Origin of the sequence: Agrobacterium tumefaciens, from assembly GCF_005221325.1 — a bacterium.
Lineage (GTDB): Bacteria > Pseudomonadota > Alphaproteobacteria > Rhizobiales > Rhizobiaceae > Agrobacterium.
Window position 1 is genome coordinate 240950 of the sequence record NZ_CP039890.1, and the last position, 25037, is coordinate 265986.

22 protein-coding genes and 1 pseudogene are annotated in these 25037 nt (G+C 56.1%); 5 read left to right on the plus strand and 18 right to left on the minus strand.

Annotation, left to right across the window (positions count from 1 at the left end; genetic code table 11):
- Nucleotides 1-549: 549 nt before the first annotated feature.
- The 13 genes from CFBP5499_RS26685 to CFBP5499_RS26745 form a co-directional block, all read right to left on the minus strand.
- Complete coding sequence (locus tag CFBP5499_RS26685; RefSeq protein ID WP_080830576.1) at nt 550-1341, minus strand: SDR family NAD(P)-dependent oxidoreductase; 792 nt, start codon at nt 1339-1341, stop codon at nt 550-552.
- 238 nt (nt 1342-1579) lie between these two features.
- Entirely contained in the window at nt 1580-2389 is an 810-nt protein-coding gene (locus CFBP5499_RS26690; RefSeq protein WP_080830577.1) for a sugar phosphate isomerase/epimerase family protein, read from the minus strand.
- 86 nt (nt 2390-2475) lie between these two features.
- Nucleotides 2476-3339, minus strand: coding sequence for a sugar phosphate isomerase/epimerase family protein (locus tag CFBP5499_RS26695; RefSeq protein WP_080830578.1), 864 nt, complete (start codon nt 3337-3339; stop codon nt 2476-2478).
- 32 nt (nt 3340-3371) lie between these two features.
- A complete protein-coding gene (locus CFBP5499_RS26700) occupies nt 3372-4139 on the minus strand; it encodes a hypothetical protein (RefSeq protein ID WP_080830579.1) in 768 nt (255 codons plus the stop codon).
- Between the two features lie 131 nt (nt 4140-4270).
- On the minus strand, nt 4271-5203 hold the full coding sequence (locus CFBP5499_RS26705; RefSeq protein WP_080830580.1) for a dihydrodipicolinate synthase family protein: 933 nt from the start codon (nt 5201-5203) through the stop codon (nt 4271-4273).
- A gap of 29 nt (nt 5204-5232) precedes the next feature.
- Nucleotides 5233-6060, minus strand: coding sequence for a shikimate dehydrogenase family protein (locus CFBP5499_RS26710; protein WP_080830581.1), 828 nt, complete (start codon nt 6058-6060; stop codon nt 5233-5235).
- Between the two features lie 4 nt (nt 6061-6064).
- Entirely contained in the window at nt 6065-6868 is an 804-nt protein-coding gene (locus CFBP5499_RS26715; RefSeq protein WP_158523309.1) for a sugar phosphate isomerase/epimerase family protein, read from the minus strand.
- 76 nt (nt 6869-6944) lie between these two features.
- Complete coding sequence (locus CFBP5499_RS26720) at nt 6945-8012, minus strand: aldo/keto reductase (RefSeq protein WP_080830583.1); 1068 nt, start codon at nt 8010-8012, stop codon at nt 6945-6947.
- Nucleotides 8013-8252: 240 nt separating this feature from the next.
- Nucleotides 8253-9551, minus strand: coding sequence for an ABC transporter substrate-binding protein (locus CFBP5499_RS26725; RefSeq protein ID WP_158523310.1), 1299 nt, complete (start codon nt 9549-9551; stop codon nt 8253-8255).
- Nucleotides 9552-9598: 47 nt separating this feature from the next.
- Nucleotides 9599-10444, minus strand: coding sequence for a carbohydrate ABC transporter permease (locus tag CFBP5499_RS26730; RefSeq protein ID WP_080830585.1), 846 nt, complete (start codon nt 10442-10444; stop codon nt 9599-9601).
- 8 nt (nt 10445-10452) lie between these two features.
- Nucleotides 10453-11391, minus strand: coding sequence for a carbohydrate ABC transporter permease (locus CFBP5499_RS26735; protein ID WP_080830586.1), 939 nt, complete (start codon nt 11389-11391; stop codon nt 10453-10455).
- 53 nt (nt 11392-11444) lie between these two features.
- Nucleotides 11445-12497, minus strand: a complete 1053-nt coding sequence (locus CFBP5499_RS26740) for an ABC transporter ATP-binding protein (protein ID WP_080830587.1) — start codon at nt 12495-12497, stop codon at nt 11445-11447.
- A gap of 144 nt (nt 12498-12641) precedes the next feature.
- Nucleotides 12642-13472, minus strand: coding sequence for an IclR family transcriptional regulator (locus CFBP5499_RS26745; RefSeq protein ID WP_080830588.1), 831 nt, complete (start codon nt 13470-13472; stop codon nt 12642-12644).
- Nucleotides 13473-13641: 169 nt separating this feature from the next.
- On the opposite strand from CFBP5499_RS26745, the gene CFBP5499_RS26750 reads away from it, so the two are divergent.
- From CFBP5499_RS26750 to CFBP5499_RS26760, 3 genes are all read left to right on the plus strand, one after another.
- Nucleotides 13642-14649, plus strand: coding sequence for a Gfo/Idh/MocA family protein (locus tag CFBP5499_RS26750; protein ID WP_080830589.1), 1008 nt, complete (start codon nt 13642-13644; stop codon nt 14647-14649).
- Between the two features lie 36 nt (nt 14650-14685).
- The gene (locus tag CFBP5499_RS26755) at nt 14686-15636 is read left to right on the plus strand and encodes an SMP-30/gluconolactonase/LRE family protein (RefSeq protein WP_233284263.1); all 951 of its coding nucleotides are present in this window, start codon (nt 14686-14688) and stop codon (nt 15634-15636) included.
- A 113-nt stretch (nt 15637-15749) separates the two neighbouring features.
- Nucleotides 15750-16844 (plus strand): Gfo/Idh/MocA family protein, encoded by a 1095-nt coding sequence (locus CFBP5499_RS26760; RefSeq protein ID WP_158523311.1) that lies wholly within the window; start codon nt 15750-15752, stop codon nt 16842-16844.
- A 182-nt stretch (nt 16845-17026) separates the two neighbouring features.
- Here CFBP5499_RS26760 and CFBP5499_RS26765 read toward each other — a convergent pair whose 3' ends face one another.
- From CFBP5499_RS26765 to CFBP5499_RS26775, 3 genes are all read right to left on the minus strand, one after another.
- On the minus strand, nt 17027-17836 hold the full coding sequence (locus tag CFBP5499_RS26765; protein ID WP_233284264.1) for a shikimate dehydrogenase family protein: 810 nt from the start codon (nt 17834-17836) through the stop codon (nt 17027-17029).
- Complete coding sequence (locus CFBP5499_RS26770) at nt 17830-19803, minus strand: FG-GAP repeat domain-containing protein (protein ID WP_080830592.1); 1974 nt, start codon at nt 19801-19803, stop codon at nt 17830-17832. The genes CFBP5499_RS26765 and CFBP5499_RS26770 overlap by 7 nt, the downstream gene beginning before the upstream one ends.
- Before the next feature lie 351 nt (nt 19804-20154).
- Entirely contained in the window at nt 20155-20979 is an 825-nt protein-coding gene (locus tag CFBP5499_RS26775) for an IclR family transcriptional regulator (protein ID WP_080830593.1), read from the minus strand.
- 317 nt (nt 20980-21296) lie between these two features.
- Here CFBP5499_RS26775 and CFBP5499_RS26780 point away from each other — a divergent pair, with 317 nt between their 5' ends.
- Together CFBP5499_RS26780 and CFBP5499_RS26785 are read left to right on the plus strand one after the other, a co-directional pair.
- Entirely contained in the window at nt 21297-22172 is an 876-nt protein-coding gene (locus tag CFBP5499_RS26780) for a ribokinase (protein WP_080830594.1), read from the plus strand.
- Between the two features lie 75 nt (nt 22173-22247).
- Nucleotides 22248-22823, plus strand: a complete 576-nt coding sequence (locus tag CFBP5499_RS26785; RefSeq protein WP_080830595.1) for a LysE family translocator — start codon at nt 22248-22250, stop codon at nt 22821-22823.
- 331 nt (nt 22824-23154) lie between these two features.
- Here CFBP5499_RS26785 and CFBP5499_RS26790 read toward each other — a convergent pair.
- Nucleotides 23155-23394: pseudogene (locus CFBP5499_RS26790) on the minus strand (Mu transposase domain-containing protein); the annotation flags it as partial.
- Nucleotides 23395-23504: 110 nt separating this feature from the next.
- Nucleotides 23505-24809, minus strand: coding sequence for an ABC transporter substrate-binding protein (locus CFBP5499_RS26795; RefSeq protein WP_080830596.1), 1305 nt, complete (start codon nt 24807-24809; stop codon nt 23505-23507).
- Between the last annotated feature and the right edge of the window lie 228 nt (nt 24810-25037).

Below are 25037 nucleotides of genomic sequence, written 5' to 3' on the forward strand. Positions count from 1 at the left end.
GGCCTTGAGATTGCCGTGATCAATCTCTCGCCGGCAGCGAAAACGCGCGGCGCGGTGATACTGAGCGTAAAGCATCGAACACCGCAAGAAAATCACTTGATTGTATATAGCTGCTGAGAGGTTCTGCGTAGCCTAGCGCGTCCTAGTCCATGCAACGGGAGGCGTCGGCGGCTTGAAACGAAGCGCGCTCATGGGCGGGCGTGCGTAGGAATGCCACGGAAATAGCGTATTCCCTTAGGGCTGAGAATATTCTTCAATCGACCTTCGCGAATCGTGACGAAGCTGGGTTTGCCGCTCGAGGAGCGGCTCTGAGTGCACCATGTATCCGCCGGGATAGCCGGTCGGTTCGCGCAAATGCTCGACGATTTGTGAGAAACAGAAGGCTGCTTGAAGCGGCGCGCTCCAATACTTGACGTCTATTCAACATAAGTAGCCTCCTGCTTTGTTCAGGTTGAGCCCGCCTTGTGCGTGCGCATTTGCACCCCTTAGCTAGGCCCACGAAGGTCTACGAGTTGGCCTTCGCAGCCTTCGAGGGGGCGACCTCGCCGACTATGATTTTGAGCTTGGACGCCCAGGGATGTGGCTTAGGATCGATTTTGAGAAGCCACCGTCGACGCACAGGTCTTGACCGGTGATGTAAGCTGCAAGCGGACTGATCAGGAACTCGATTGCGTTTGCTATATCTTTGGGATCTCCGATCCTCGATAGCGGGATCAGAGCCTCTCTCGCCTGCTTGATCGCTGGATCGGCGTACATCTTCGCGGACATTGGAGTGTGCGTCATTCCAGGGGAGACGACATTCGAGCGAATGCCATCCGGCGCCCATTCCAGGGCAAGAGTTTTTGCAAGCATAGTCAACCCTGCTTTGCTTGGGCTATAGGCTCCTGACCCGGCATGAGGGACTTGTCCCGACATCGATGATGTGAAGCATGCCGCTCCGCGGCTTTGCTTCAAGTGCGGGTAGCAATATTTGGCCAGAAGCCACGCTCCGCGAAGGTTGACCGCGAACATGTTATCCCAATCGGCAACTGACAAATCACAGATATTTCCTGGACTTGCCACGCCGGCATTGGCAACCAAAGCGTCAAGACCACCGAATTCCGATACCGCGGCTTCCACGAGCCTTGGAACCACATCGACATTGCCCAGGTCGCCCGATAGAGTGATAGCATCCCCTCCAAACGCGCGCACCGAGCGTGCAACGTCGTCTTGCCCTTCAAATGAACCGAGACCACACACCGCGATCTGGGCGCGCTCGCCCCTTGCTGCAGCCGCTTCCGCGATGCGGACACAAACCGCTGCGCCGATCCCGCGACTTCCTCCACTGACTAAGACTTTCATGAACGGTTCTCCGATTGTTGTTAGTAATTAATATGGAATTCACTTCCAAATCACAATTAGATTCTAGACGTGCGTGATGATGTTTCATGCTGCCGGAGGAGTTGCATCTGCAAAGCCCGTCTCTCCCTCGAACGCACCGTTACGGTACGGCACCCGTCGCTTGAGATGAGTTATGGGCGAGCTTTGCCATCCCGACGCGGAACTCGTGCGCCAAACATGATTGCAAAACGGCACTACATCAATCGAGGCTCCAGCCACGCTTTTTGAGCTCCTGAATCGCGTTGTTGATTTCCAGTAGTGGTTCTTCTTCCCGAATGACCTCTAGAACGACGCGGTCGACATTGAAGACCGAATCCACGGCGCGTCCAAGGCTCTCGAAATCTATGATGCCCGTACCGATCGGATCATGACCCCACACGTCCGTGCCCGTGTCCGAGATATGTACCAGACCAATGTAAGAGTGATGAGAAAGCAGCGCTGCCACAGGATCCTCGCCAATATATGCGGCGTTCGCGACATCATAGACGATACTCACATTGTCGCTTTTGATCTTCTTTACGAGGTCTACGAGCTCGCCGATTGTGGGCGTCCAGCAATATGGGGTATTCTCAACGAGTAGATGAACGCCCGCCTGCTCCGCGACCGGGAGGAGCACGTCAAGACTTTCCGAGAACCACCTGTAGGCCTGCTCGAGCGTAGGGGATATCATCGGTCGACGCGTACCGGGAGAGATGACTACGTCCGTCACTGCCCAATCGACTGCGAGTTCGATGACGTCTTTGATATGGTCAACGCTTTTGCGCCTCATGTTTGCGCCGGGGCTAGCTAGATTGATATCGTAGCCGCCAGCATTCAGCGACCTTACGCTCGCTCCGTGGTCCTTCAAACGCTCTCTTGCATCGGAACGCGTCTTTGGCGACATTTCGTCTGGCCAGCAATGCGGTGATCCGATGGGAACCTCAAACTCCGTGAAGCGGTGCTTGGTTAGTTCGCACATTGCGTCTACTGCGGTGGATTTCCAGAGGTATGAAAAAGTATTGATGATCATGGTATCTCCTCATCGCCTAAGCGCGACGCTCCAGCTTCATTGAATTGGCATCCGTGGGCGGCGTTTCACTGCCAATCACGTGATATTTATGAGCGGTTCTCTCCGACGGCATTTGCGAAGGGATCTGATCTCGTCTGCCAGAACGGCGTCAGCAAGGACGCGCTGCTTAGGAGCGCCTCGTCGGGATCAGCTGAAACGATTTCGAAAATCGATGGGCCGCGATAATCGATGGTGTCGAGAACCTTGGCGATAGGTTCGAAGGACACCGCACCTCCGCCGACTGGGTCATGGCGAAACTCTTCCAGCGGCGTGTCCGCAACGTAGACGGCCAGCAGATGCTCTTTCAATTGGGGAAGAGCGTCTAACGTCGAGTCATGTCCGAATGCCGCGTTCGCGACATCGTATCCCAATCCGATGCTCGTCCATCCGTAGCGATCAAAAAACGACAGAAGGTCTGCTCCTCTGTAAAGCCATGACAAAGGATGATTCTTAACGATCAGCTTGACCTGCAGGTCCGCCGCACGTTTCACCAATGTGTCCAGCGAGGATTGGAAGCATTCGGTAAGTTTATCGGAACTCGCGGGGAAAACGGGGTTCGTCTTGCCGGGGTTGACGACGACCCCGATAGCGCCCCAGTCAGCCGCGACTTCAAGCGCAGAAGCGACAACATCGCAGGAGTATTTTCGGCATTCCGGTGTCAGGGCTGCTAGATTAACGTCCAGGTTTGGCTGATTGAGCGTGTAGATCCGGATGTTTCGTTCGTTAAGCAGATCTTTGATTGCTTTGCGCTCAGCAACTGTAGCGGTGCTGGGCCAAAAATGGCCTGGTATCAGCATCATTTCGAAACCGGAAAAACCCATATCCGAAACATGGCGCAAGCATTCCACCGCCGAGAAGCGGCTTGTGTACGAGTAGGTGTTCACGGTGAAGCTGGGATTTAATTTTCTCATTTCAGTGCCCTTCTTGGCCCGACGGATCCGACTTATGAGAGTGCGAGGTGTAGCGAAACGTCTCCCGCGACTTTTATGTTGACGTCGCAAGAACCGGCAATTTCGATTGCGCCACAGAAGCTTCCTGTCGTGATAATTGAGCCCGCTCTGAGCGATGCGTCAGGCCTCGATAGATCGTTTGCGTAGTCGCGAAGCCAAGTCAGCACGTCTTTAGTGGGATGCTGTGCCGTTGCGTCAAAAACGACGTTCTCGTCGAACGAAATCGTTAGCGGCAAACTTGAACCGGGTCGAAGGGTTGCTAATGATAGGGAAGGGCCCTTTACGTAGCCCGAGTTCCCCAGTCGGTCTGCCAAGAATGCCAGGAATGATATTTCGCCCCCCTCCGAAATACCGCTCCAAACCAGTTCAGCGCCTAGATAGGCGTTGGAAATAGCGGCCTCGATGTCGGCCCGCTCATAGGTTCTATCGGTGCGAAGAGGCAGATCCCGGCAAAGCTCAACGGCAATTTCCACCTCGATTTTCATGCCCTTACGCCAAGTCAGAACTGCACGGGGAGGATTATCCAGATAGGGATGAAGTGGAGCGGCGACGGAGTCGCCGCTGGGCGATTTGGCTACCTTCCACGCGCTCAGGTCTGCCCCCTCAAGCGTCGATAACTGGCGCTGTACGTCGATCGCATCCTCAAGTGCCACGGGCACTGAGACGAGCTGACCTGTCAGAACCTTGCTTCCGTTTTGACGGAGGCTGCATAGCTGATGGGCCAATGCATTTATGTCAGTGGTTGCTAGCATAGAATTCATGACTGCCTCTTGGTCATTTTAACGACGCCGCCTTAACGATGAAGGTATCCGGCCATCCGACGATCAGTGCTTTGAACTTAGACGCCCTCGGCGACATATGTCGTTCGGAGCAAATCCGCCGGCCACTATCCTCAGGACGCCTGCTTGATCCGCTCGCGAAACCTCTCCGTCCCCAGCTGGATATGGTCCAGAAGATTCATGACCGCCCAATGCCGCTCGGCAATGTCATAATCCGTCACACGAGAATAGATGCTCTCAAACGTGCCAAGGCGCTTGTGCCAAACCTTGGCAAGACCAGGATATCCCATCGGCTCAGCCATCGCTGCGAGCGCGAGGAAGTTTTCAAGTTCGCGGCGCAGATCGTTTTCTTCCGAAGCGTGCTTGTAAAGCCACGCGTAGAGGTCAGGGTGAATGTTGGTGAAGACGCCAGAGAAGCCCTTTGAACCCGCCCGCATAGCGGCTGCGGCGATGGCCGCATTGGCATTGACGATCGCAAAGCCGGAATCGCCGGAGAGTGCGACGCGCCGCTTGACGGTTTCGAGATCGCACGAGACGTCTTTCAGCGTTACGAAGCGGCCCGTGTCACGGCACAGCTTGAACTCGTCATCGCTCAAAAGACGGCGATACGGAGCCGGGCATTCGTACAGACCGAGGGCCAGGTCGCTCGGGAGCCAGCTCAAGATGGCGTCGAGGCTGGAGCGAAATACTTCGGTTCCTTCATTTTTTGTGTCGAGCCTGTTGCTGACCAGGACAAGCGCGTCGATCCCGGTTTCGGCCATCGCCACCAGTTCGGCGCGCTGGTCATCGCGGCTGTCGCTAATGTGTCCCGATGAGATGACCGGCACACGCCCTGCAGCGAGCGAGACAACCTGTTTGGAAAGCTCAACGCGCTCTTCCAGCGACAGCTTCTGCATCTCGCTGGACTGGCAAACAGCAAAGAGCGTATCTGCACCATTGACGATATACCATTCCACGAGTTGTTCAAGACCTTGCCAATCGATCCGGTTGTCCGGCGTAAAAGGGGTAAGCATGACGGGGACAATGCCCTGGGCCTGGATTCTCATGATGTACTCTTTCGCTCTTTGTTAGGTGTTTAAAGCGCAGTTCCTGCCGGCAAACCTGCGGCAAAGCCTGCCATCAGGCGGATTTGTGCAAGCAGCATGTCATTCCCGTCGGACACCGTCGCGCCGGCTGCCTTGGCAGCGGACAATAAGGCTGTCTCGCTGCTTAAGCTGGCGATGTCTGCTATGAGCATTTCGGGCCGTATCGCGTCAGCCGGCATGGGAAATATGCTATCTCCCTTGACGCCGATCGGAGATGCATTGATGACGATATCGTAGTCCCAACCTGCTGATCCATCGACGGCAACCGCGCATTCTTCACCACGAACGGTATTGACCATAGCCGCAGTGAAGGCGACGGATTCAGCCGAGAGGTCCATGAGGTTAATCTTGCTTACGCCTTCTTCAGCCAGCGCGAAGGCGATCGCGCGGCCTGCTCCCCCTGCTCCGACAATCAGCACGCGGGCGCCGCGCAGTCGGGATTTCGCCCCTCCCAGTCCTTCAACGAAGCCCACGCCATCGAAGAGCGCACCGTTCATCTGGCCGTCCTCTCCGCGCTGGACGCAGTTGACGGCGCCGACTGCCTTCGCCGTTGGGGTGAGCGTTGAGCACCTTTTGGCCGCCGCAACCTTGTGAGGCACCGTGGTGCTGATACCGCAGAGGTTGGGGATGGCGGAGAAACAATCCCATGCCGTCGCGAAGTGCTCGGCGGTTATCAGGAATGGCACCGCGTAGATGTTCACCTCGGCGGCCGCAAAGATCGGGTTGATCAGCCGCGGCGTCTGTACCTGATATATTGGGTCGCCAAACACGGCGTAGATACGCGAGTTGCCGTTGAGGTTAGGAATATTAACGTGCATGATTTTATTCCGCCCTGAACAGGCTGCGACAGCGATCGATCGCAATATCGATCACCTCCGCCGGGTCGCGAGACCACCAGTCGGTGGAGAAGATCTCCACCTCGACCGCTCCCTTATATCCGGCACTTCGGACCATCGAGTAGATTCCGCGCAGGTCTATGATCCCATCGCCCATCATGCCTCGATCGGTCAGGAGATGCCGTGTCGGAAGCAGCCAGTCGTTTACGTGAAAACCGAGAAGCCGGCCTGCTTCGCCCGCGCGCTCAATCTCGGCTGCCAGTCGCTCGTCCCACCAGCAATGATAGACATCGACGACCACTCCGATGCCCGGCCCCAGTGCTTCGCATATGGAATTTGCATGCGAGAGGCTGGAGATGAGGGCGCGATCGCCCGTGACCATGGGATGAAGTGGCTCAATGGCGAGTTTCACGCCAATCTTTCGTGCGCTGTCGAGAACTTTGCCGATTGAATCCTCGACCCTTCGTCTTGCTGTCGCCAGATCCTTTTCATTGGCTTGAAAGCCCCCGGTAAAAAGGAAGACATGGTCAGCCTCAAATCTGGCGGCTCGCTCGAGTTCCGCCTCGACGCGGTCAAGGGAATCCGCTGTCAACGGCCCAACACGGTTATATCCTGAGACAGTCATTCCGAAATCGCGCAAAACGGAGAGAGCGTCAGTTTCACCCACCTTGGCGATTTCGTCTCCCCATATGGATACTGTTTTCAGTCCTCGCTCCACGCAGAGACGAAGGAAGGTCAACATATCTGCTCTCTCGCGCACTGTGGCGTGGTTGATGACGATGTTGGTCATCGGCCCCTCTTGGTTTTTTGAGTATTCATTGTTTTCGGACCGTTGCTGGGTCGCAGGAAAGGTGGCGGTTCGTGTCTCAGGCAGCGGTTCCCGCATGACGACGAACCTCTGGCGCTAGCCACGGAGAAACGTAGCCACGGTCGGCTTCTTCAATGAGTGCTCCCGGAGGAACTAGTTCATCGATCCGGTCAAGCGTCGCGGACTGAAGAACGGCGTTGAACCCGGCTTCCATGACGTTGAACTGCTCAAGGGTGCGCGGACCGAGGATCACGGACGTCACGGCAGCGTGCGCAAGCGGGAAAGCCTGAGCCATGTGCATAAGCGACATACCTGCCTCCGTTGCAATGCGCTCGAGTTCCGGGAGCAGTTCCAGCTTTCGCCGGTTACCCTCGCGCTGCATGTCGAAGCGTGTTTGTAGGATCGGATAGTGCTGTCCCCACTGCCCCTTTACACGCTCGGCCCTCGATCCTGACGGCACCGAGCCATCGGCCTTGTACTTGCCGGTCAACCAGCCGCCGTTCAGTGGGCTCCAGGCGGTGAAACCCATGCGGTAGTGTTGGACGGCGGGGAGGGTTTCCCTCTCTGCGGCCCGCTGGAAAATAGAGTAGGGCGAGCTTTCATTGATAAATCGCGCTGTCTTGTTCAATCGGCTTACAGATTGTGTCTCCGCCAGATACCAGCTCGGCATCGTCGAGCAGCCGATGTAGCGAACTTTCCCCTGCGTGACCAAGTCGTCGAGAGCACCGAGTGTTTCATCAAGATCGGCCTGAAGGTCGGGCCGATGCATCTGATAGAGATCGATGTGATCCGTGTTCAACCGTCGCAGGCTGTTTTCCACCTGCTTCATGATCCAGTAGCGCGACGCGCCTTGTTCGTTGCGTCCCTCACCGGCCGCCAGGCGAAACTTGGTCGCAAGCACCACTTTGTCCCGCCGGCCTGCAATCGCTTTGCCGACGATCTCCTCGGATTCACCATGAGAGTAAGTGTCGGCAGTGTCGATAAAGTTGATGCCGCGATCAAGCGCACTGTGCAGGATGTCTATACACTCTTTCTCGTCAGTATTCCCATCCGTTCCGTAGCTCATCGTGCCCAGCATGTACTCGCTGACCTGAACTCCAGTTCGTCCAAGGTACCGATATCTCATGGCGGATGCCTTTCATCAGTTTGAATGTGGCTCATGGGCCTACGGTTCGCGCGCGATCTGAGATCGCATGGCACAGCACTCCCGTCGGCCTTTCAACCGTCGTTGAGCGAGAATTAAGGCCGCCCAAACCAATAATTTTTGTCGTCTATATTCCGGTGACGTCTGTCGATGGTCGTCTCGGAAAGGAACTGGATGGCGGTTACTATCCCCGCCATCCCGGCTTGTTACGAGGAGCTTGGCTTACTGCGCCTTCGCGAGTGCTGCACCATACCGTTCGATCAACTCATCGTAGGCATCCGCGGGCGATCCGTCTTTCAGGATCATTCTTTGGAAGGCTTCGCCGAGAATGGTATGGTAAGTGGACAGGATGGGAGTGTAGGTCACGGTTTGACCTCGCTGTGCCACCAGATCTGCCCATGCCTTCTGGTCTTTGCCGGCATCGCCCTGGAAATAAGGCGCTGTATAAGCCGACTTGCGCGACACGACTTCACCACCTTCCGCTGCGAAGGCCTGCGCTTCGGGTGACACCATGAACTTCACGAAGGTCCAGGCCGCATCCGGATTGGCGGTCTTCTTGTTGATGGCGATGTTGTAGCTGTACACGGTCTGTTTGTCGGTTGCCGCATAACCGGGCGCCGGAGCCCAGGCCAGATCGTCACCACCGCCTTGCTGCTTCACTGTCTTGTAGCGATAGACACCAAACACCGCGGTCGCCGCACTGCCGGACCGGAGCGCGTCATGCAACTCATTGAACCCCATCTGGGCGCTGCGAAGAGGCGTGACTTTGCATTTCGTGTAGAAGTCTTTGATCGTTTGCGCCGCCTTGACAAACGACTCCTTGGAAAACGCGATCTTCCCCTCAGGCGTGAAGTATTCGCCGCCGTTTCCAGGCAACATCGTGCTCAGGAAGAATTCACCGAGGCTCTGGGCGCCACCAAGGCCACCGGTTGCTCCGAGCGGAACTGCGAACGGGATCGTATCCGATTGGCCGAGTTTGTCGCCCAGTGCACACACCTCATCCCAGGTCGTCGGCGGATTTACGCCGGCCTTTTCCAGCATACTCTTGCGATAGAAGAGGATAGGAATACGGAAGTCCTGGGGAAGAGCGTAAAGCTTTCCGGTAACCTTCGTGCTCGACAGCGGCAGGAGCCAATCCTCGTCCGAAATGCCTTCCTTCTTGACCAGATCGTCAAGCTCGAGAAGATTTCCGGTGGCCGCAAATTCGGAAACCGCAAAGCCGACGACGCGGATCACATCTGGTGTCTGGCTTCCGGACTTGATAGCACGTGCTGCTGCTCCACCGGTCGGATCGACAAGCAGCTCGATCTTGATGTCCGGGTTCTTTGCCTGGAAAGCGTCGATCATCTTGGTCTGAGCAGCAGACCGGGGATCCTTCGCGTTGTTCGGATCGAGAAACGTCTGGTAGATGATCTTCGTGCTCTCGGCAAAGGCTTGCGGAGCAGCGAATGCGAGGATGGCGGTACCAATTGCTAGTGCCGCGGATGATTTGATAAGTTTCCGTTTCGATATGGTTTGCATGCGTTTCCCTCCCATGTTGAACGAGTTGGTATAAAAGTTGGCGGTCATCAGCCTTTGACGGCGCCTGCCGTCAGGCCGGAGATGAACCATTTTTGAACGAAGCCGAACATCAGGATAACCGGTGATGATGCGACCATCACAAACGCCATCATGTAGGACCAGGAAATGCCGACGGCGTCGAAGACCTGATTGACAAGCGCCACCTGGAGGGTCCGTTTTGCGACCTCGGGCGCAAAAACCGCCACAGTGATATAGTCGTTCCACGTTGTCACAATACCAATCGTCGCGACGGCCGCTATGCCTGGACGTATTAGCGGCAAGATCAGAGCCCAGATGATTTGAAACCGGGACGCGCCATCGATCATAGCGGAATCCTCGATCTCAATTGGAACGGCTTCGACGAAATTGGCGATAAACCAGACGGTCTGCGGGATAATGCGAGCGGATAGGATTATCGTGATGACAATACCGCTGTTGAGCAAGCCGACCGTTTCCAGCAGATAATAAGTCGGAACAAGCAGGGCGACCCCTGGAACCATCGAGGTTCCGAGTATCACCAGCATCAACGTCCGCTTGCCCCTGAAGGAAAAACGTGCGGCGGCATAACCTCCGGGAATTCCAACGAGGAGAGCGATGATGACGGCGCCAACGGAGTAGGCAACAGAGTTCCAAAGGTCGCTGAAGAAGGCCGCGTCCTTGAAGACCTTGGTGTAGTTATCCAAAGTTGGTGACGTTGGCCAAAGAGTAGGCGGAATAACAACCGCTTCGACTTCTGTCTTGAAAGATGTCGCAAAGGCCCAAAGCACTGGTCCAAGAACGATAATCGCGACAAGCAGTGAACCCAGGATCGCGGGTATCTGTCCGTTTGATCGGTTCGAGAGAGCGTTACTCATATCTGATCCTATCCGGTAGCGCGGCCGGTCAGCCGGCTGTAAAGAGCACCAAGGGCGACATTGATGATCAGGACGACAATCGACACGACAGCCGTCGGCCCAATGTTGACCGCCTGAACGGTTCCACGAAAAGCTTCGAAACTGAGCGTCGTCGTAGACCCCAGTGGTCCTCCGCCGGTCATGACAATGATCAGCGTCATCAAGGTCAGGTACATGATGGAAAGCGTCAGCGCGGTGCTTCCCAAGGTGGGAAGGATTTCCGTGAACGTGACATAACGGAACTTCACAAACGCCCCGCCGCCATCGATCTCAACTGCTTCATAGAGTTCTTTCGGAATGGACTGCATGGCTGCTGTCGCCATCACCATGACGTAAGGAAAGGACCACCAGGCTGTAACGATGATGATGAGGGGCAATGCCATCCCCGGATCCCCTAACATCAGTCCCGGATCAATACCCAGTTTCTGGATCACGTAAGGCACAGGCCCAAATGAAGGGTTGAGGAGCCACAGCCAGATGCTGCCGACGACCGACATGGATAGCGTCCAAGGGAAAAGGATAAAAACCCGCAATGTAGAACCGGTAACGCCCGCCCTATTCAATACCAACGCTGAGCCCAGGCCGAGGATCATCGCGCCGGCCAGAGACCCTCCAACATAGGTCAGAGAAATTATCGTCGTATCCCAGAACTCGGAAGAGGTCAGGACTTCGGTGTAGTTGGTGAGACCGGTAAAGCCGACGAGCTCGTAGTATTTGGTTTTCTGGAAGCTCAACCAGATCACAAAGATCGTCGGATAAAGCGTCACGAGAAACAGGATCAAAATTGCGGGCGTAAACCATACAAAGGGAGCCCAACTAAAGCGGCTCACGATGTCAGTGTCATCCACGACGTCACTCGCCAGGTGCGTCGCGCTTTGATTGGTGACTTGAAGCGGTGGTATAGACATTCGATTACTATTCCCCTGTGGCCGTATCAGGCGGAGTGGGAGGCGTCGCGTCGTTAGGACAAGCGCCTGCCAGTGCTCTCGCTGAAGAGATGGACGCGTGAAAGATCCGGGGCCACGGTGATGGTCTCGCCAACTTTCGGAAGAACCCGATCCCGGAATATGCACACGATAGTTTGAGCGCCATGCCGAGCGATGATCTGGGTCTCGGAACCGGTCGGTTCGACGACGGTCACGGTAAGAGGCAGTCCCTCGTCGCTGATCGTGAGATGCTCAGGACGCACGCCGTAGATCACCTTTTCCGACGTATCGGCGACGCCCGCAGGCAGAGGCAGCATGTGTCCATCCTCGAGAACGAACCGGCCTTCCTCCACTCGCCCGTTGAGAAAATTCATCGATGGCGATCCGATGAATCCAGCAACAAATACGTTGGCAGGGTAATCATACAGTTCAAGCGGCGCACCGACTTGCTCGACGTAACCGTCGTGCATGACAACGATCTTATCGGCCATTGTCATTGCTTCGACCTGATCGTGGGTCACGTAAACGGTTGTGGTTTTGAGCCGCTGATGCAGTTCCTTGATCTCAGCGCGCATCTGTACGCGCAGTTTCGCGTCAAGGTTCGAGAGCGGCTCATCGAACAGGAATACTTGCGGATTGCGCACAATCGCGCGACCCATCGCCACGCGCTGACGCTGCCCGCCCGAAAGTTCGCGAGGGTAACGATCGAGGAGCTTCGTAAGGCTCAGGATTTCAGCTGCCCGCTGAACGCGCATCTCTCGCTCCTCCCGCGGAGCCTTTTTGAGCTTCAGCGAAAAGCCCATGTTTTCCGCAACGGTCATATGCGGATAGAGGGCATAATTTTGGAATACCATGGCGATATCTCTCGCCTTCGGCGGGATGTCGTTAACGGTGCGTCCGCCGATCTGGATCTCGCCACCCGTGATATTTTCAAGGCCCGCGATCATTCGCAACAGAGTTGATTTTCCGCAACCCGAGGGTCCAACGAGGGTTACAAACTCCCCTTCGTTGATATCGACAGACACGCCGTGAAGCACGCGTACGGCGCCGTAAGCTTTGCGAACGGCTTTCAGCTCAACATTAGCCAACTGTTTCCTCCTACCAGCCGACGAGGCGGCCACCTAACCCAGCGCGATCTCCTCGATCACTATCGGAACGTTATTCCACTAAGGATGACAGGTGTCAACAGACATCGGCGTTAGATGTACTGCACCGTGGCCTATAAAATACAATTATATAATATTGCCAATGACTTGGGCCCGATGTGATGGGCTCGTTTGCGGGGTAGCCGACGCGATGCGATAGGGCCAGAGTTGAGAAAGTTCCTGAGCAGTTGCCTTCACCTGTTCCGCCAATTGAGGCAGTACAAGCGGTGAAAAGTGGTGAATCGGTCCAGCGATGCTCACCGTTCCCACAACCTGACCGCCGACGCGAATGACAGCAGCGACAGCAGCGACGCCCGGTTCAGCTTCCTCAATCGCAGTGGCCCACCCTCGTTCTTCGGTCTCATCCAAAGCCGCGGAAAATGTCTGCCTGGAGGTGATAACCCGCGGGCCACCAAGGTCTGTTCGCCCTAGTCCGCTCGCCACGGCCCTTGCTAACGCTTCCTCTCGATCCAGTGTTGCCAGCCACGCTTTTCCGTTAGCAGTCGTGTGCAATGGAACTTTTGCAACGAGTTCTGGCTGGTAAATCAAGCCCGATCGCATCCCTTGTGAATGGGATATCCAGGTCAAACCATCAGGGTCAAGGATCGCAATCCTGCCGAGCCCCTTCGTATTGCTCGCTAACCGGTCCAGAATCGGTTGGCAGATGTCGGGAATCCGTGTTCCAGCTAGCAGGCGCTGGCCCACGACGGCGAGGCGCAATGAAAGTCGGTAGAATCCGTTCTCAGGGTCCTGCTCGGCCCAACCTAAGTCACACAGACTGTTGAGCAGGCGGTGCGCCGCGCTTTTCGGGACATCCAGCCGGCGACTGATTTCGCCCAGTGACAGCCCGCTGGCGTTCTCGCTCAACAGCGTAATGACGTCGAAACAGCGGTCTAGAAGGGATTTGACAAGTCGCATGATACCACGATATTCGGTTTTTCGGAACGCTATTCCAATAGCATTATGGAAGGCTTTTCACAAGGAGCCGCTTGGATAGCGGTCAAATGTCAGTTTGCCGTTGTCCATTCGTCCCATCGAGTAAACGACAGCTCCTCCCATTGATGAACCCGGAATAAATGGAGTCGGGATGAAAATTGCAGTTTTTGACGTCAGCCATTGGCACTTTCCGCTTTACATCCCTGCGCTGAAGGATCCGGGCGTTGAGGTAATTGGCATATCGGACAGCGCTTCGTTTGCCGGTGCTCGTTTTTCTGATCTGCTTGATTGTAAGCTCTACGGCTCCAATGAGGAGCTCCTGGATGCGGACTTCGACTTCGCCATTGTATTGAGCCGACACTCCGACATGGTCAAACTTGCTGAGCGGCTGATTGCCATGGGCAAGCCTTTCTTGATTGAGAAGCCGTGCGGGCTCAATCTGCAGGAGGTTCGTCGTATCCGCAGCTTAGCCGAAGAACGTGGTGTTTACGTTAGTGTGCCTTTTATCCAGCGCGTAAGTGAACTGGCCGATCGTTTATCACCGGCCGCAGGGCTCACGCCCGACGGGTTTCAACACTTGTCCTTCAGGTTCATTGTGGGGTCGGTCGCCCGTTACGAGCGGAATGGATGCGCGTGGATGCTGGAAAAGCACCACGCTGGAGGTGGATCGATGCTCAATGTTGGCATTCACTTCATCGACCTGATCTCGACACTCACGCAAAGTCCCATCACCCGTGTTGCAGGAGAGGTTCGGATCTATCGACCTGACGTGACTGTCGACGAACAGGCTGTCTTCACCTGCCGAACTGCCGCAGGACAGATTGGTGTGATCGAGACAGGCTATTTGTATCCGTCCACCGCCGACGATCAGCGGGATTTTGCCTTTTCGCTCGCTCATCGCGAACGCTATATTCGCGGGTATGCCGATCAATTCTACGCCAAATCGCCCGAACAGGAGAAGGCTTCTGCCACGAACATCGAGTACAATACCGACGAATATTACCCAGTCTTCCTTCGCCGCAGCTGGGCGGATTTAGCGAGCGGCCGTCCTCCCGTTGCAGGCCTGCTGGAAGCGGAGCGCGCGCTCGCCGTGCTTGAGGCGGGCTACCGATCAGCGACCAATGGTGGAGCGCCTGAGGACGTGGAAACGACCAGTTAGGTCGCACGTCGGCCCTGTTTCATGATCGCAGACCAAATGACAAAACCCGACATTGAGATAATTGCGACGGGACTTCACTTTCCCGAAGGACCGGTCGAACTTCCTGACGGTTCGATTGCCGTCGTGGAGATCGGTGCCGGTAGAATCATTAGGATCAGCGGAGCCGGAAAACACGAAGTATTGGCCCATACCGGCGGCGGACCTAATGGGATGGCTCTAGGCCCGGATGGAGCACTCTACGTTTGCAATAACGGAGGGTTTTCCTGGAAGCAGGAGGGTGAGTGGTTGCGACCTGTTGGTCTTGCCCCTGATTACTCCGGTGGATTGGTCCAAAGGGTCGATATCGCTACCGGTGAGGTGAATACCTTGTATGACCGGTGCGACGGCCGGACACTTAGCGGCCCAAACGACATCGTTTTCGACAATAACGGCGGATTTTATTTTACCGACACGGGCAGGGTTCGGGAGTTCCAGCGCGACCACGGTGGTGTATTTTACGCAAGAGCCGATGGCAGTTGGATAAAGAAAGTGGTGTTTCCGCTCCTGACACCCAATGGAGTTGGTCTATCTCCCGATCTTAAGACTCTCTACGTCGCCGAAATGGAAACAGCCAGGTTATGGAGCTACGCGATAGTGAAGCCGGGGGTGGTTGAGAGAACGCCGTTCCCGAGCCAAAGCGGAGGGGAGCTTGTCGTTGGTCTTGACGGCTTCCAGAGGTTCGACAGCCTGAAGGTCGCAGCTTCTGGTAACATCTGCGTCGCAACCTTAGTGACGGGATGTATAACCGTTGTTTCACCACAGGGCGAACTGCTCGACCAAGTGAGGATGCCGGATATCTATCCCACAAATCTGGGGTTTGTAGGGCAAGACTTACAAGATGCTATCGTCACTCTGTCGTTGACAGGCGAGGTTGGCCGGCTTCGGTGGCCAGAGAAAGGTCTAAGACTGCAACATCAGGGTTTGCCTAGTCCTGGCCCGCCTCGGTAGAGGCCTGTTCGCAAAAGCGGCTAATTATGGCGATGGAAAGCCGCGGATCGCATCGATGCCCTCTCGGGCGGACCGCCGTGTGCAATCGCAGAGGTTCCTCGAATTTTGCAAGCATGAGCATTTTCATCCAAGGGTGGGAGGAATCAGAAATGAGCGGGATTATTGGGAAACCACGGATCGGCGTAATCGGGGTAGGTTGGATTGGTTATCGCCATGCGAAATATTGTGCCTCTTACAGCAATTGCGAACTGGTCGGCATAAGCGATCCTGGACCGGTTGCTTCGAAAGTCGGGGTTGAGCTCGGTGTTCCCAGCTTCGCTTCGGTTGAGGATCTGCTGGATCGCGTCAAACCCGACGGCGTTATCATCGCAACGCCGACGCAGCTCCATCTTCAGACTGCTGCACGCGCACTCGAGCGAGGCGTCGCGGTTTTGATCGAAAAGCCAATAACCGACACCGTAGCTGACGCTCGGACGCTGGTTGACCTCGCCAAGCGCAACGAGACCTCCATCCTGGTTGGCCATCATCGGCGTCATAACTCAGTGGTGAAGGAGACACGAAGGATTCTGAGCGAAGGCGACATTGGCCGATTGCTCGCGGTCAGCGTGCTCTGGTCCGTCAAGAAGCCGGATGATTACTTCGATGTGTCCTGGCGGCGGGAAAAGGGTGCGGGGCCCGTACTGATCAATCTCATTCATGAGATCGACCTTCTTCGACATCTCTGCGGGGAGATTGAGACAGTCTCTGCAATCGTTTCGAGCGAGGGGCGCGGAAACTCGGTCGAGGACACTGTGGTGGCCATGCTCAAATTCAGCGGCGGTGCGATTGGGACCATCACGGCCTCCGATGCGTCTCCCGCTCCTTGGTCCTGGGATTCCGCGACCGGAGAAAACCCATTGATTTACCAGGGACGGGAGAATGCCTACCGTTTCCTTGGATCCGAGGGGTCTCTTGAATTTCCAGACCTTTTCATCTGGCGCTACGTTGATCAGGCAAAGCCAGGTTGGCTATCGCCGATCTCGCGTGAATCGCGCGTCATTCAACAGAACGAGGCTTACATTGCTCAACTAGAACATTTCTGTCGCGTCATCCAATGTGGAGAGACGCCACTAATCGACGGAGAAGACGGTTTGCGTACCCTCACGGCAACTCTCTCCATCCTCGAAGCAGCCGAGACAGGCATGCCTGTCACCCCTACGATGGGTTAAAGATGGCGTGTCTATGCTAGGAAACTAGCCGCAGGAACTGGTCGTTTCTCAGATCCAGGTATTGTCCCGAACTGGTTCGAGCGAGCGCCAGAGGATTCACGCTCTGCCTTCCAATGATGCTTGACGGGAAGCGATCGGCATACTGACGGGTCAGGCATGCCGATCAGACATTTTCCTGGCACCTAAGCCCAAAGCTCGCAGATATGGTCAACGGTCAGGTCGGCCTGTCCAGTGATCATGTGCATCCCGGAATGGGTCTCGACACCCTTTTTGGCAGCAAGCGCGAGAAGCCTGGTCGTCTCTGGCTGGGCAATGACTTCAGCAAATGTCATCCCCGGTTTTAGAAGATCGGGATCGAGCGGCAGGGCGTCCGAATCTTGAAGGCCGAGCGACGTGGCATTGACGACGAGCTGACCCGCTTCCGGCTCGGCTTTGCCCGCCTTGGCAACCTTCCTTCCAAAGTCGGCGTTCACTGTCTCCGCCAGCGCTTCGGCTTTATCAAAGGTCCGGTTGGACACCGTGATGCTGTCGGCTCCTGCCTCGACCAAAGCAAACGCTATGGCAACCGAAGCACCGCCCGCTCCAATGATGAGAGCGTCGCGACCCTTGATCGCGACCCCTTTCGATTGCAGGCCCCGCACGAAGCCTTTTCCATCGAATTGATAGCCCCGAAATGTGCCGTCAAGTTCACGCCGAACAAAGTTGACAGCGCCGACCCGGGCGGCAACCGGGTCAAGACTATCGCATAGATCGATGGCGGTCTGCTTGTGGGGCAGGGTGATGCCGAACCCCACGAGGTTCGGCATAGCCTTCAGACCGGCCCAGATCGTAGCCAGATCTGTTGCCGGAACATGGAGTGGGACAGAGACGATATCCGCTCCACGTGCCGCAAAGAGCGGATTGACCGCCGCTGGCGACTTGGCCTGGACGATCGGATCACCGATGATGCCGATCAGCCTGGTCGTGCCGCGAATAGTGACACCGTTTACCACGACAGTTCCTCGCGCTTGAGCCAGACGATGCTGCCGTCCTCGATGCCGACGATAAGGTCGAGCACACCGCGACCAGCCCAATCGGCGACTTCAGGAGAGGCGACATGCATCGCCATTTGAATGGTCTCGTTCCGATGTTTGATCGGAACCGGCAATGCGAAACGAGGCTCTTCCGGTGTCCCGATGTTGCGCGCGTAGAAGAGGCCGGCCTGCTTGGTGGTGTTGCGCGGCGCGCCGGTTTTCGGATCGGGCGGCACGCAGGCGCGAGCATGGGTGCCGAAGATCAGATCGGTACGACCAGTCCCTTCCCAATCGCAAAAGCACAGCTTCACACGACCGCGTCCACCGCCGACATCCACGGTGAAGCGCATGGCGTCACCATCTTCCCATTGGAGGAAACGCTTGTCGATGAGTTCGGTATCCGAGGCTTTCCTCCAGTCACTGAGGACGCCGTCCTCATCCAATGCGACATAGTGAAGGTCGTTGTCCCCGAGCCAGTCGACGACTGCAGGCCTCACCCGCCAGACCGTCTTCAGCGGCTTGCCCCTGTATGTGAGGAATTCCTCTTCGCCAAAGCGCGGCGGAATCGTTTTTTCGCCGGTATTGCGAAATAGACGGTGCCTTCCCGTTACGTCGCTGACGAGAATGTCCATGCTGCCATCGCCCGTCCAGTCGGCCAGTGTCGGGCAGGAATAGCCGAACATCTTTTCCGATGGCCCCTGTATTGAACCGGTCAGACCGGCCGCAAGTCGGATCGGCTTCTCGCCGCCCTTCAGCATGACTTCTTTGTCGAGATAGATGGTGCCGTCCTTTTCCCGGCTCTGGTAGAAGAGAAGTTCGCCGGTACTGTTGCCGACAACCAGGTCGTAGTGCCCATCACCGCTGAAATCATATGCAGCCGGGCTTGGCAGGATGCCGGCATGGATCAGTGGCTTTTCAGTCTCGATTCGGCCTCGCTGCTCGAAGCGCGGCAATCCGTCCTCGCCATCGCCGACGTTTTTGAGGAAACTGATATAGCCGTCCTCAGCGCCGTAAAGGATATCCTCGCGGCCGTCGCCATCCCAATCCACCACACAGGGCAGGTGGATGCATTGTTCGAGTTCCAGAACTTTGTCATCGATCGTGCGGATCAAGCTGGTCGGCTCGAAGGTTCCGTCTTCGCGCTGTCTTGCGATGTGCAGGATATTCCAGAATTCGCCAGCTATCACACTCTGGCGCTCTGCACCGAAGCGGCCGAAAGCCGGAGCAAGCTGGCCATAGACTTCGAGCGGCGTCTCGCCGGCGATGAGCGCATGCCCCTTTTCCAGTACGGGAGCCGCGAGCGTGCCACTGTTCTTGAAGGCGTAAAGGAAACCGCGTAGCGGACCGCCCAGCCAGCGGCCGGCATCGTCATATCCGCGATACCCTTCATCATTCCATTCCAGGCCGTTCGGCCAGTAGTCGTTCCAGTAGTCGCTACCGACGATCAACTCATCGACGCCGTCGTCATCGATGTCGTGGAAGCGGGCCATGTGGAAATACTCATTGCCCTTGACCCAGTCGGCCTCGAGATCGAGCCTTACGGGATCGCCGAATTTCGGGGCTCCCTTTACGCCGATATTGGGAAAGACGTATATCTGCTTGCGCAGACGTGATGTCGAGACGAGGTGGAAAGTATCGCCGTCCCTGACGGCAGTCACGTAGCCGCGCACACCGTCGACCAGTTCCTCTTCACCCAAAACAGGTGTCCCGTCGGAGTTTGTTCCGATCTGGCGGCGCAGAAAAACACGGCCGTCATAACAGGCGTCCCATGCTGAAATCAGCATGTCCTTCGTGCCTGTGCCGCTCCAGTCCACAATTTCGACGCAGGTGATGATGCGCCCTGCAACGGCTGCCGACTTGACGTCCGGGTGGTATTTCAAAGCCTCCGGGCCATAGTCTGGACCGTGCCACAGAGTGGCATCGTCCTCCCATCTTGTTACGCTCATCGCAAACCCTCTCTAATTGCGCACTTAATTGGAACTGATTTCTAAAACGAAACCACCTTTCGAATCTAGTAGAAAATTTTGTCAGGCGCGCTTTAGGGGCAGGACATCGGGTAGTGATATAGGGAGGAAGAAGAGGCTGATGTCCGGTAGAAGGCAGAGCATTAACGTGAGTTTGCTCCCAATCAGCCTGCGTTGCTGGCGCACTGGCACTGGACAAGCTGTTCGATCAGGAGTGCGGGTAGGCGCAGAACCGCTTTGTGAGGACACATCACGAGGTCTGCAATGGCAGAGCCCGGCGATCCTTGCAGATCCAACCGGCCGCGTTCTGCGTTAAAGTAACTTTAGGCGCAGCTACAGCACTGCGCCGGTTGCTACGATCAGTGGCGTCATGGTTCGCTGACGAACTCGCAGAGGCCAGATGTCGCTCAGTTCTTCCGCAGCTTTTTTGAGGGAACAGACTAAGTCGGGCCAACGATCTTCGGTTATGCGCATAAGAGGCCCCGCAACGGAGATGGTTCCAGCGACCGGCGCTTCAGCATCAGAACTCGTTCGAAAGGGAACCGCGACTGCTGCGGTACCAGCCTCACCCTCCTCGACAGAGGTTGCGAAGCCCCGCTCCCGGGTTTCATTCAGTCGGACCCTGAGTTCATCGATCGACCGAGCAGAATTGGGCCCAAGCTTTCGTTTGGCCGTAAAACCGCGAGAATAAATGATTTCCAGAGCCTGTTCTTCGGGTAGGGTGGAAAGCCATGCTTTTCCATTTGCCGTTGCGTGAAGAACGATCTCTTGTCCCATGTCCGGATCATATCGGAGGCCGGTTGTTGCACCTTGTGCGCGTGCCACCCATATCAAATCCCGACCCTCCAGAATCGCTAAGCGGCAATACTCTTGCGTCTCCGTAGCCAACCGATTCAGGACCGATTGGACCACGTCGGGGACGTTCCGGGCATCGAGATTCCGGAAGGCCAACGCGCTCAAACGGAGAGAAAGGGCATAGTTTTGACTCGCGGCGTCTTGGGTAACCCAACCATGGTTAATAAGGGTAGTCAAAAGGCGATGGACCGCACTGGCCGGCATATCGAGGCGTCCGGCAAGATCGGACAACTCGATAGATCCTGCTTCTCCAGCCAGCACTTCCAAAAGCGTGAGGCATCGTGATACGGCTGCGACGGTCAAACCTGAATCTCCTGTTTTGCGAAGCTTACAAGGTTTGTTTCTAAACTGGAATAGGCTTCCATAAGTGCTCGACGTCAGTGATCAAGGTCGGCAATTTTCTGTAATGGCGGAAGACGCGTCAGCCGTCGGCCGGGCCGAGGTTACTCTTTGAGCTTGAGAAAAACAGAAATGGATTCTAAAAGACAACTCAATTCCGATCATCGGCGATACGGATTAGAGGTGACCGATCATCACGGCAATCTTAGCGTAGGTTGGAAACGTAGATCGCTTGGATCGTAATTCAGTGCCGCCCGCCAACTGCAACGAGGGTTCAAATTATGATTGTCACGTTCGGGTCAATAAATGCTGACCTCATTTATCTGGTCGACGAGATACCTCAAGCTGGACAGACGGTCTTAGCCCGCGGATCACGAACAGAGGCTGGAGGGAAGGGGGCTAACCAAGCCCTCGCAGCCGCACGGGATGGCGCGAATGTCGTGATGATCGGTGCTGTGGGTAACGACGCGATGGCCCCCATTGCCCTCCAGAATCTGGAACGCGAAGTCGATATCAGCCGTGTGGTTCGATTAGAGGAGCGTACTGGCTCCGCCGCTATAATGATCGATACCGATGGCCGCAATATGATAGCGGTAGCAGCAGGCGCCAACCTGGCAGCCCAGTCGAATGGCGTTGAAGATGAGCTGCTTTGTAACGCAAATTACGTCCTCATGCAGATGGAAAGCGACACTGTTCAGATCGAAAATTTGATCAGACGGGTTTTCAATCATTCCGCAAAATCGATCCTCAATCTGGCGCCGGCCTACCGGCTGGATCGCGACCTTCTCTCGCTCGTCGATATCCTAATCGTCAACGAAGACGAGGCGGAAGCTCTTTCTGGTTGGCTTGATTGCGAGCCGAGCGCGAGATCGTTGTCCGGCGCTCTCAACACCGGCGTCTTACGCACCAAGGGAGGAGAGGGAGCTGAAGCTTTCATCAACGGCGAGGACGTAACGGTCCCGGCGCTACGGGTCGACGCTGTGGATACGACCGCAGCTGGTGATTGTTTTGTAGGCGTCCTCGCGTCTGCTCTCGATCGAGGTCTCTCGCTCGACGCGGCAATGCGACGAGCCGCAAAAGCCGCTGCGATTGCGTGTTCGCGTCTTGGAAGCCAGTCGAGTATTCCTCACTACGACGAGACAGACAGCTGGACTTGAGGGAAAGCCAGGGGCAAACACCTGCTTAACGCCACCGGGAATGACTGAAGACACTACCGCTGCGAGCGACCTGCAATGAGCTATCCAGCATATATCTCGGCGGTGTTTATCCTGCTTTTGAGTCCCGGCCCGACAAATACGTTGATGGGGTTGGCATCGGCGCGCAACAATTTCTGGGTCGTTGCAAGACTACTACCTGCCGAACTTCTCGGTTACCTCACTATGATAGTGCCCCTCACGTGGCTCGGGGGAGAGATGATCAGTCGATGGCCCGAAACCGGTTTGATGTTGAAGGCCGCGGCGGCGATTTGGGTTATGTATCTCGCAATCAAGCTTTGGGTGGCGGCAACAAAAGATGTCGCGGACTGCAGCGTGACCGCTCGACGCATATTTGTGACAACGGCGCTCAACCCCAAGGCCCTCGTGTTTGGGCTTGTTCTTCTGCCTCAGCCGATCGCACCGGACTTCCTGCCAAAGCTAGTTATTTTCGTTGTCTTGGCGAGCATTGCCACCATGATTTGGGGTTTGATTGGCAGGTTGACGCGGGTCGGTGCGCGAAACCACCGACACATGATGGTACTTCAGCGGGCCGCGTCCGTCTGGCTCGCTATAGTGTCCTGCACGGTTGGTGCAAGTCTCTTTCAAGCCTAGAACCTCGGTCCTACATCAACCGTGAGAAACTCGAAAGCCACGCCCTTGGAGCCTCTTCCCACCCTCACCGCGTAAGGCAGCGATGCCTTTAATCTGTGGAAGACTGCCGTAGTTGAGGTGTGAAGCGGCTCAGCATGACGTCGATATTCGACGTGCCTTATCGACTGATGATGGCGTCGCTCCAGTGTTGAGTTTCCTTTAAGGACACCCCCGGACCGTCGAGGTATAGGGACTTTTTGGACCATCCTCGATGTCTATAGAACCGGCTGCAACGGTCGGCGAGAATGCGGTCATAGAGTAAACCGTCGTCCAGACCGGCTGCCGACGCCTAGCGGCTAATGTGCTCTATCGTCCAGTTGGCAAACCGCCGATGCGAAGACGGCATGTGCTCCGGTGTCGTCGTTTGGTGCCTTTGCCACTCGATCACCCGTGAGCTGCGATCCATTCGCCCTCGTAGAATATCTCGATCGTGTTGGCAGTGATTTGCGCGTCCCTGCTCTCGGGCAAACTGGTAGGGCACGGAGTAAAAGTGCTTGTCGACACGATAGTCGAAGCCTGCCCGGCGACCCTTCTCGACAGGCATGGTCGAACTTGAAGAGTGCTGCTCTAACACGCTATTTCAAGGCTGTGGGGTAGTGTGGTCGCACGGCATCCCAAAGCTGTGATGCCGTGCCTAGAGGCTCAAGATTTCGATAGAGCCTCCGAATAACGGGACTTGATCTGCGAAACGACGCTTTCAGGCGTACTGCCGCGCAGGATCATGCGCTGGAATTCCTCGCCGGCAATCTGATTGAAGGCTGACTGGATGACAGAGTAAGTTACCAGGAGACCGCGCTCCTGAACAAGGGCCTTCCAGCCTTGTTGATCAGCGGCCTCAGGTGTAGAGAAATATGGATCGTTGTAGACACTCGCCCGCGCGACAACCTCACCGCCACGAGCCGCGAGAATTTGCGCTTCCGGGCTTGTCATGAACTTTACGAATTCCCAAGCGGCTTCCCTATTCGGAGAGTTTGCATTGATGCTCAATTGGAATCCATAAGCGGTCAGCTTATCGCCCTGCCCGACCGTGGGTGCTGGGGCCCAGGCGAGATCATTGTTCGCAACCGCATTTTCGATACCCTTGTACCGATAAAGGCCAAAAGAGGCGGAAGCGACCGTTGCCGAGCGCAGGCCATCCTGCAATTCATTGTATCCATATTGCAAGCTGACGGGCGTGGAGGCCTTTTTCGCGAAAAGGTCCGAAACGGTCGTGGCGGCGAGCAAAAGCCGGTCATCCGAAAAAGCGATGTTCCGGCCGTCGGGAGCAAAAAGAGGACCTGTATTTCCGGCAAGTATCGAACTGATGATGAATTCGTTAAATGCCTGGGCGCCACCGATCCCGCCCGTCGTCCCGATCGGAACGGCATATCCGATAGTAGCTCCTTTAGTGAGCTTTGCTCCCAGAGCCGCAACTTCTTCGTAGGTGCGCGGTGGACTTGTAACTTGCGCTTCTGCAAACCGGCTTTTTCGATAGATAAGGATCGGAATGCGAAAGTCCTGCTGCAGACCCCACAGTTGCCCATTAACCTTAGTCTGCTCTAGAGGGATCAGCCAATCTTTGGTATCAATGCCGTCACGGGCTATAAGGTCATCAATTGGCAAAATTGAACCAGTCGACGAATATTCCGGCTGTTGCGAATTTGAGACGCGGATGACGTCGGGCGCACCGGAACGCGCGCGTGCCGCACGAATACCATTTGCACCTGAAGGGTCGACAATGACTCTGATCTTGATCGATGGATTGGCCTTTTCGAACGCTTCGATCATCCGATTCTGCGCGACAGCCCTAGGGTCTTTGCCGTTGGACGGATCAAGAAACCCATTGTAGCTCACCTCGGATGTTACGCCGGATTGTGCCGATGCTCGTCGGCCTCCAACCCCGGCAACCACTGATGCTGCAGCCAGCCCGCCTAATAGTGAGCGGCGCGATAATTTCAAGTCGTCCATATAGATTCCTCCTCCCAGTTGGTCCTTGTCTTACGCGAGCACACCACATGAGGTGCTACAGTCGTCAATGCCGCGTGATTTTCCCCAGCCTACGATGCTCCCGCCTCCTGGCTACCGTGGCTTATCCTCGGCGCGGCCAAGCGCCGGCACACTATTGGAACGCCATTCTATCTACGAAATTGGGTATGTCAACGACGGAAAAGCGTCGTGTTGGGGCAGGAAATTGGC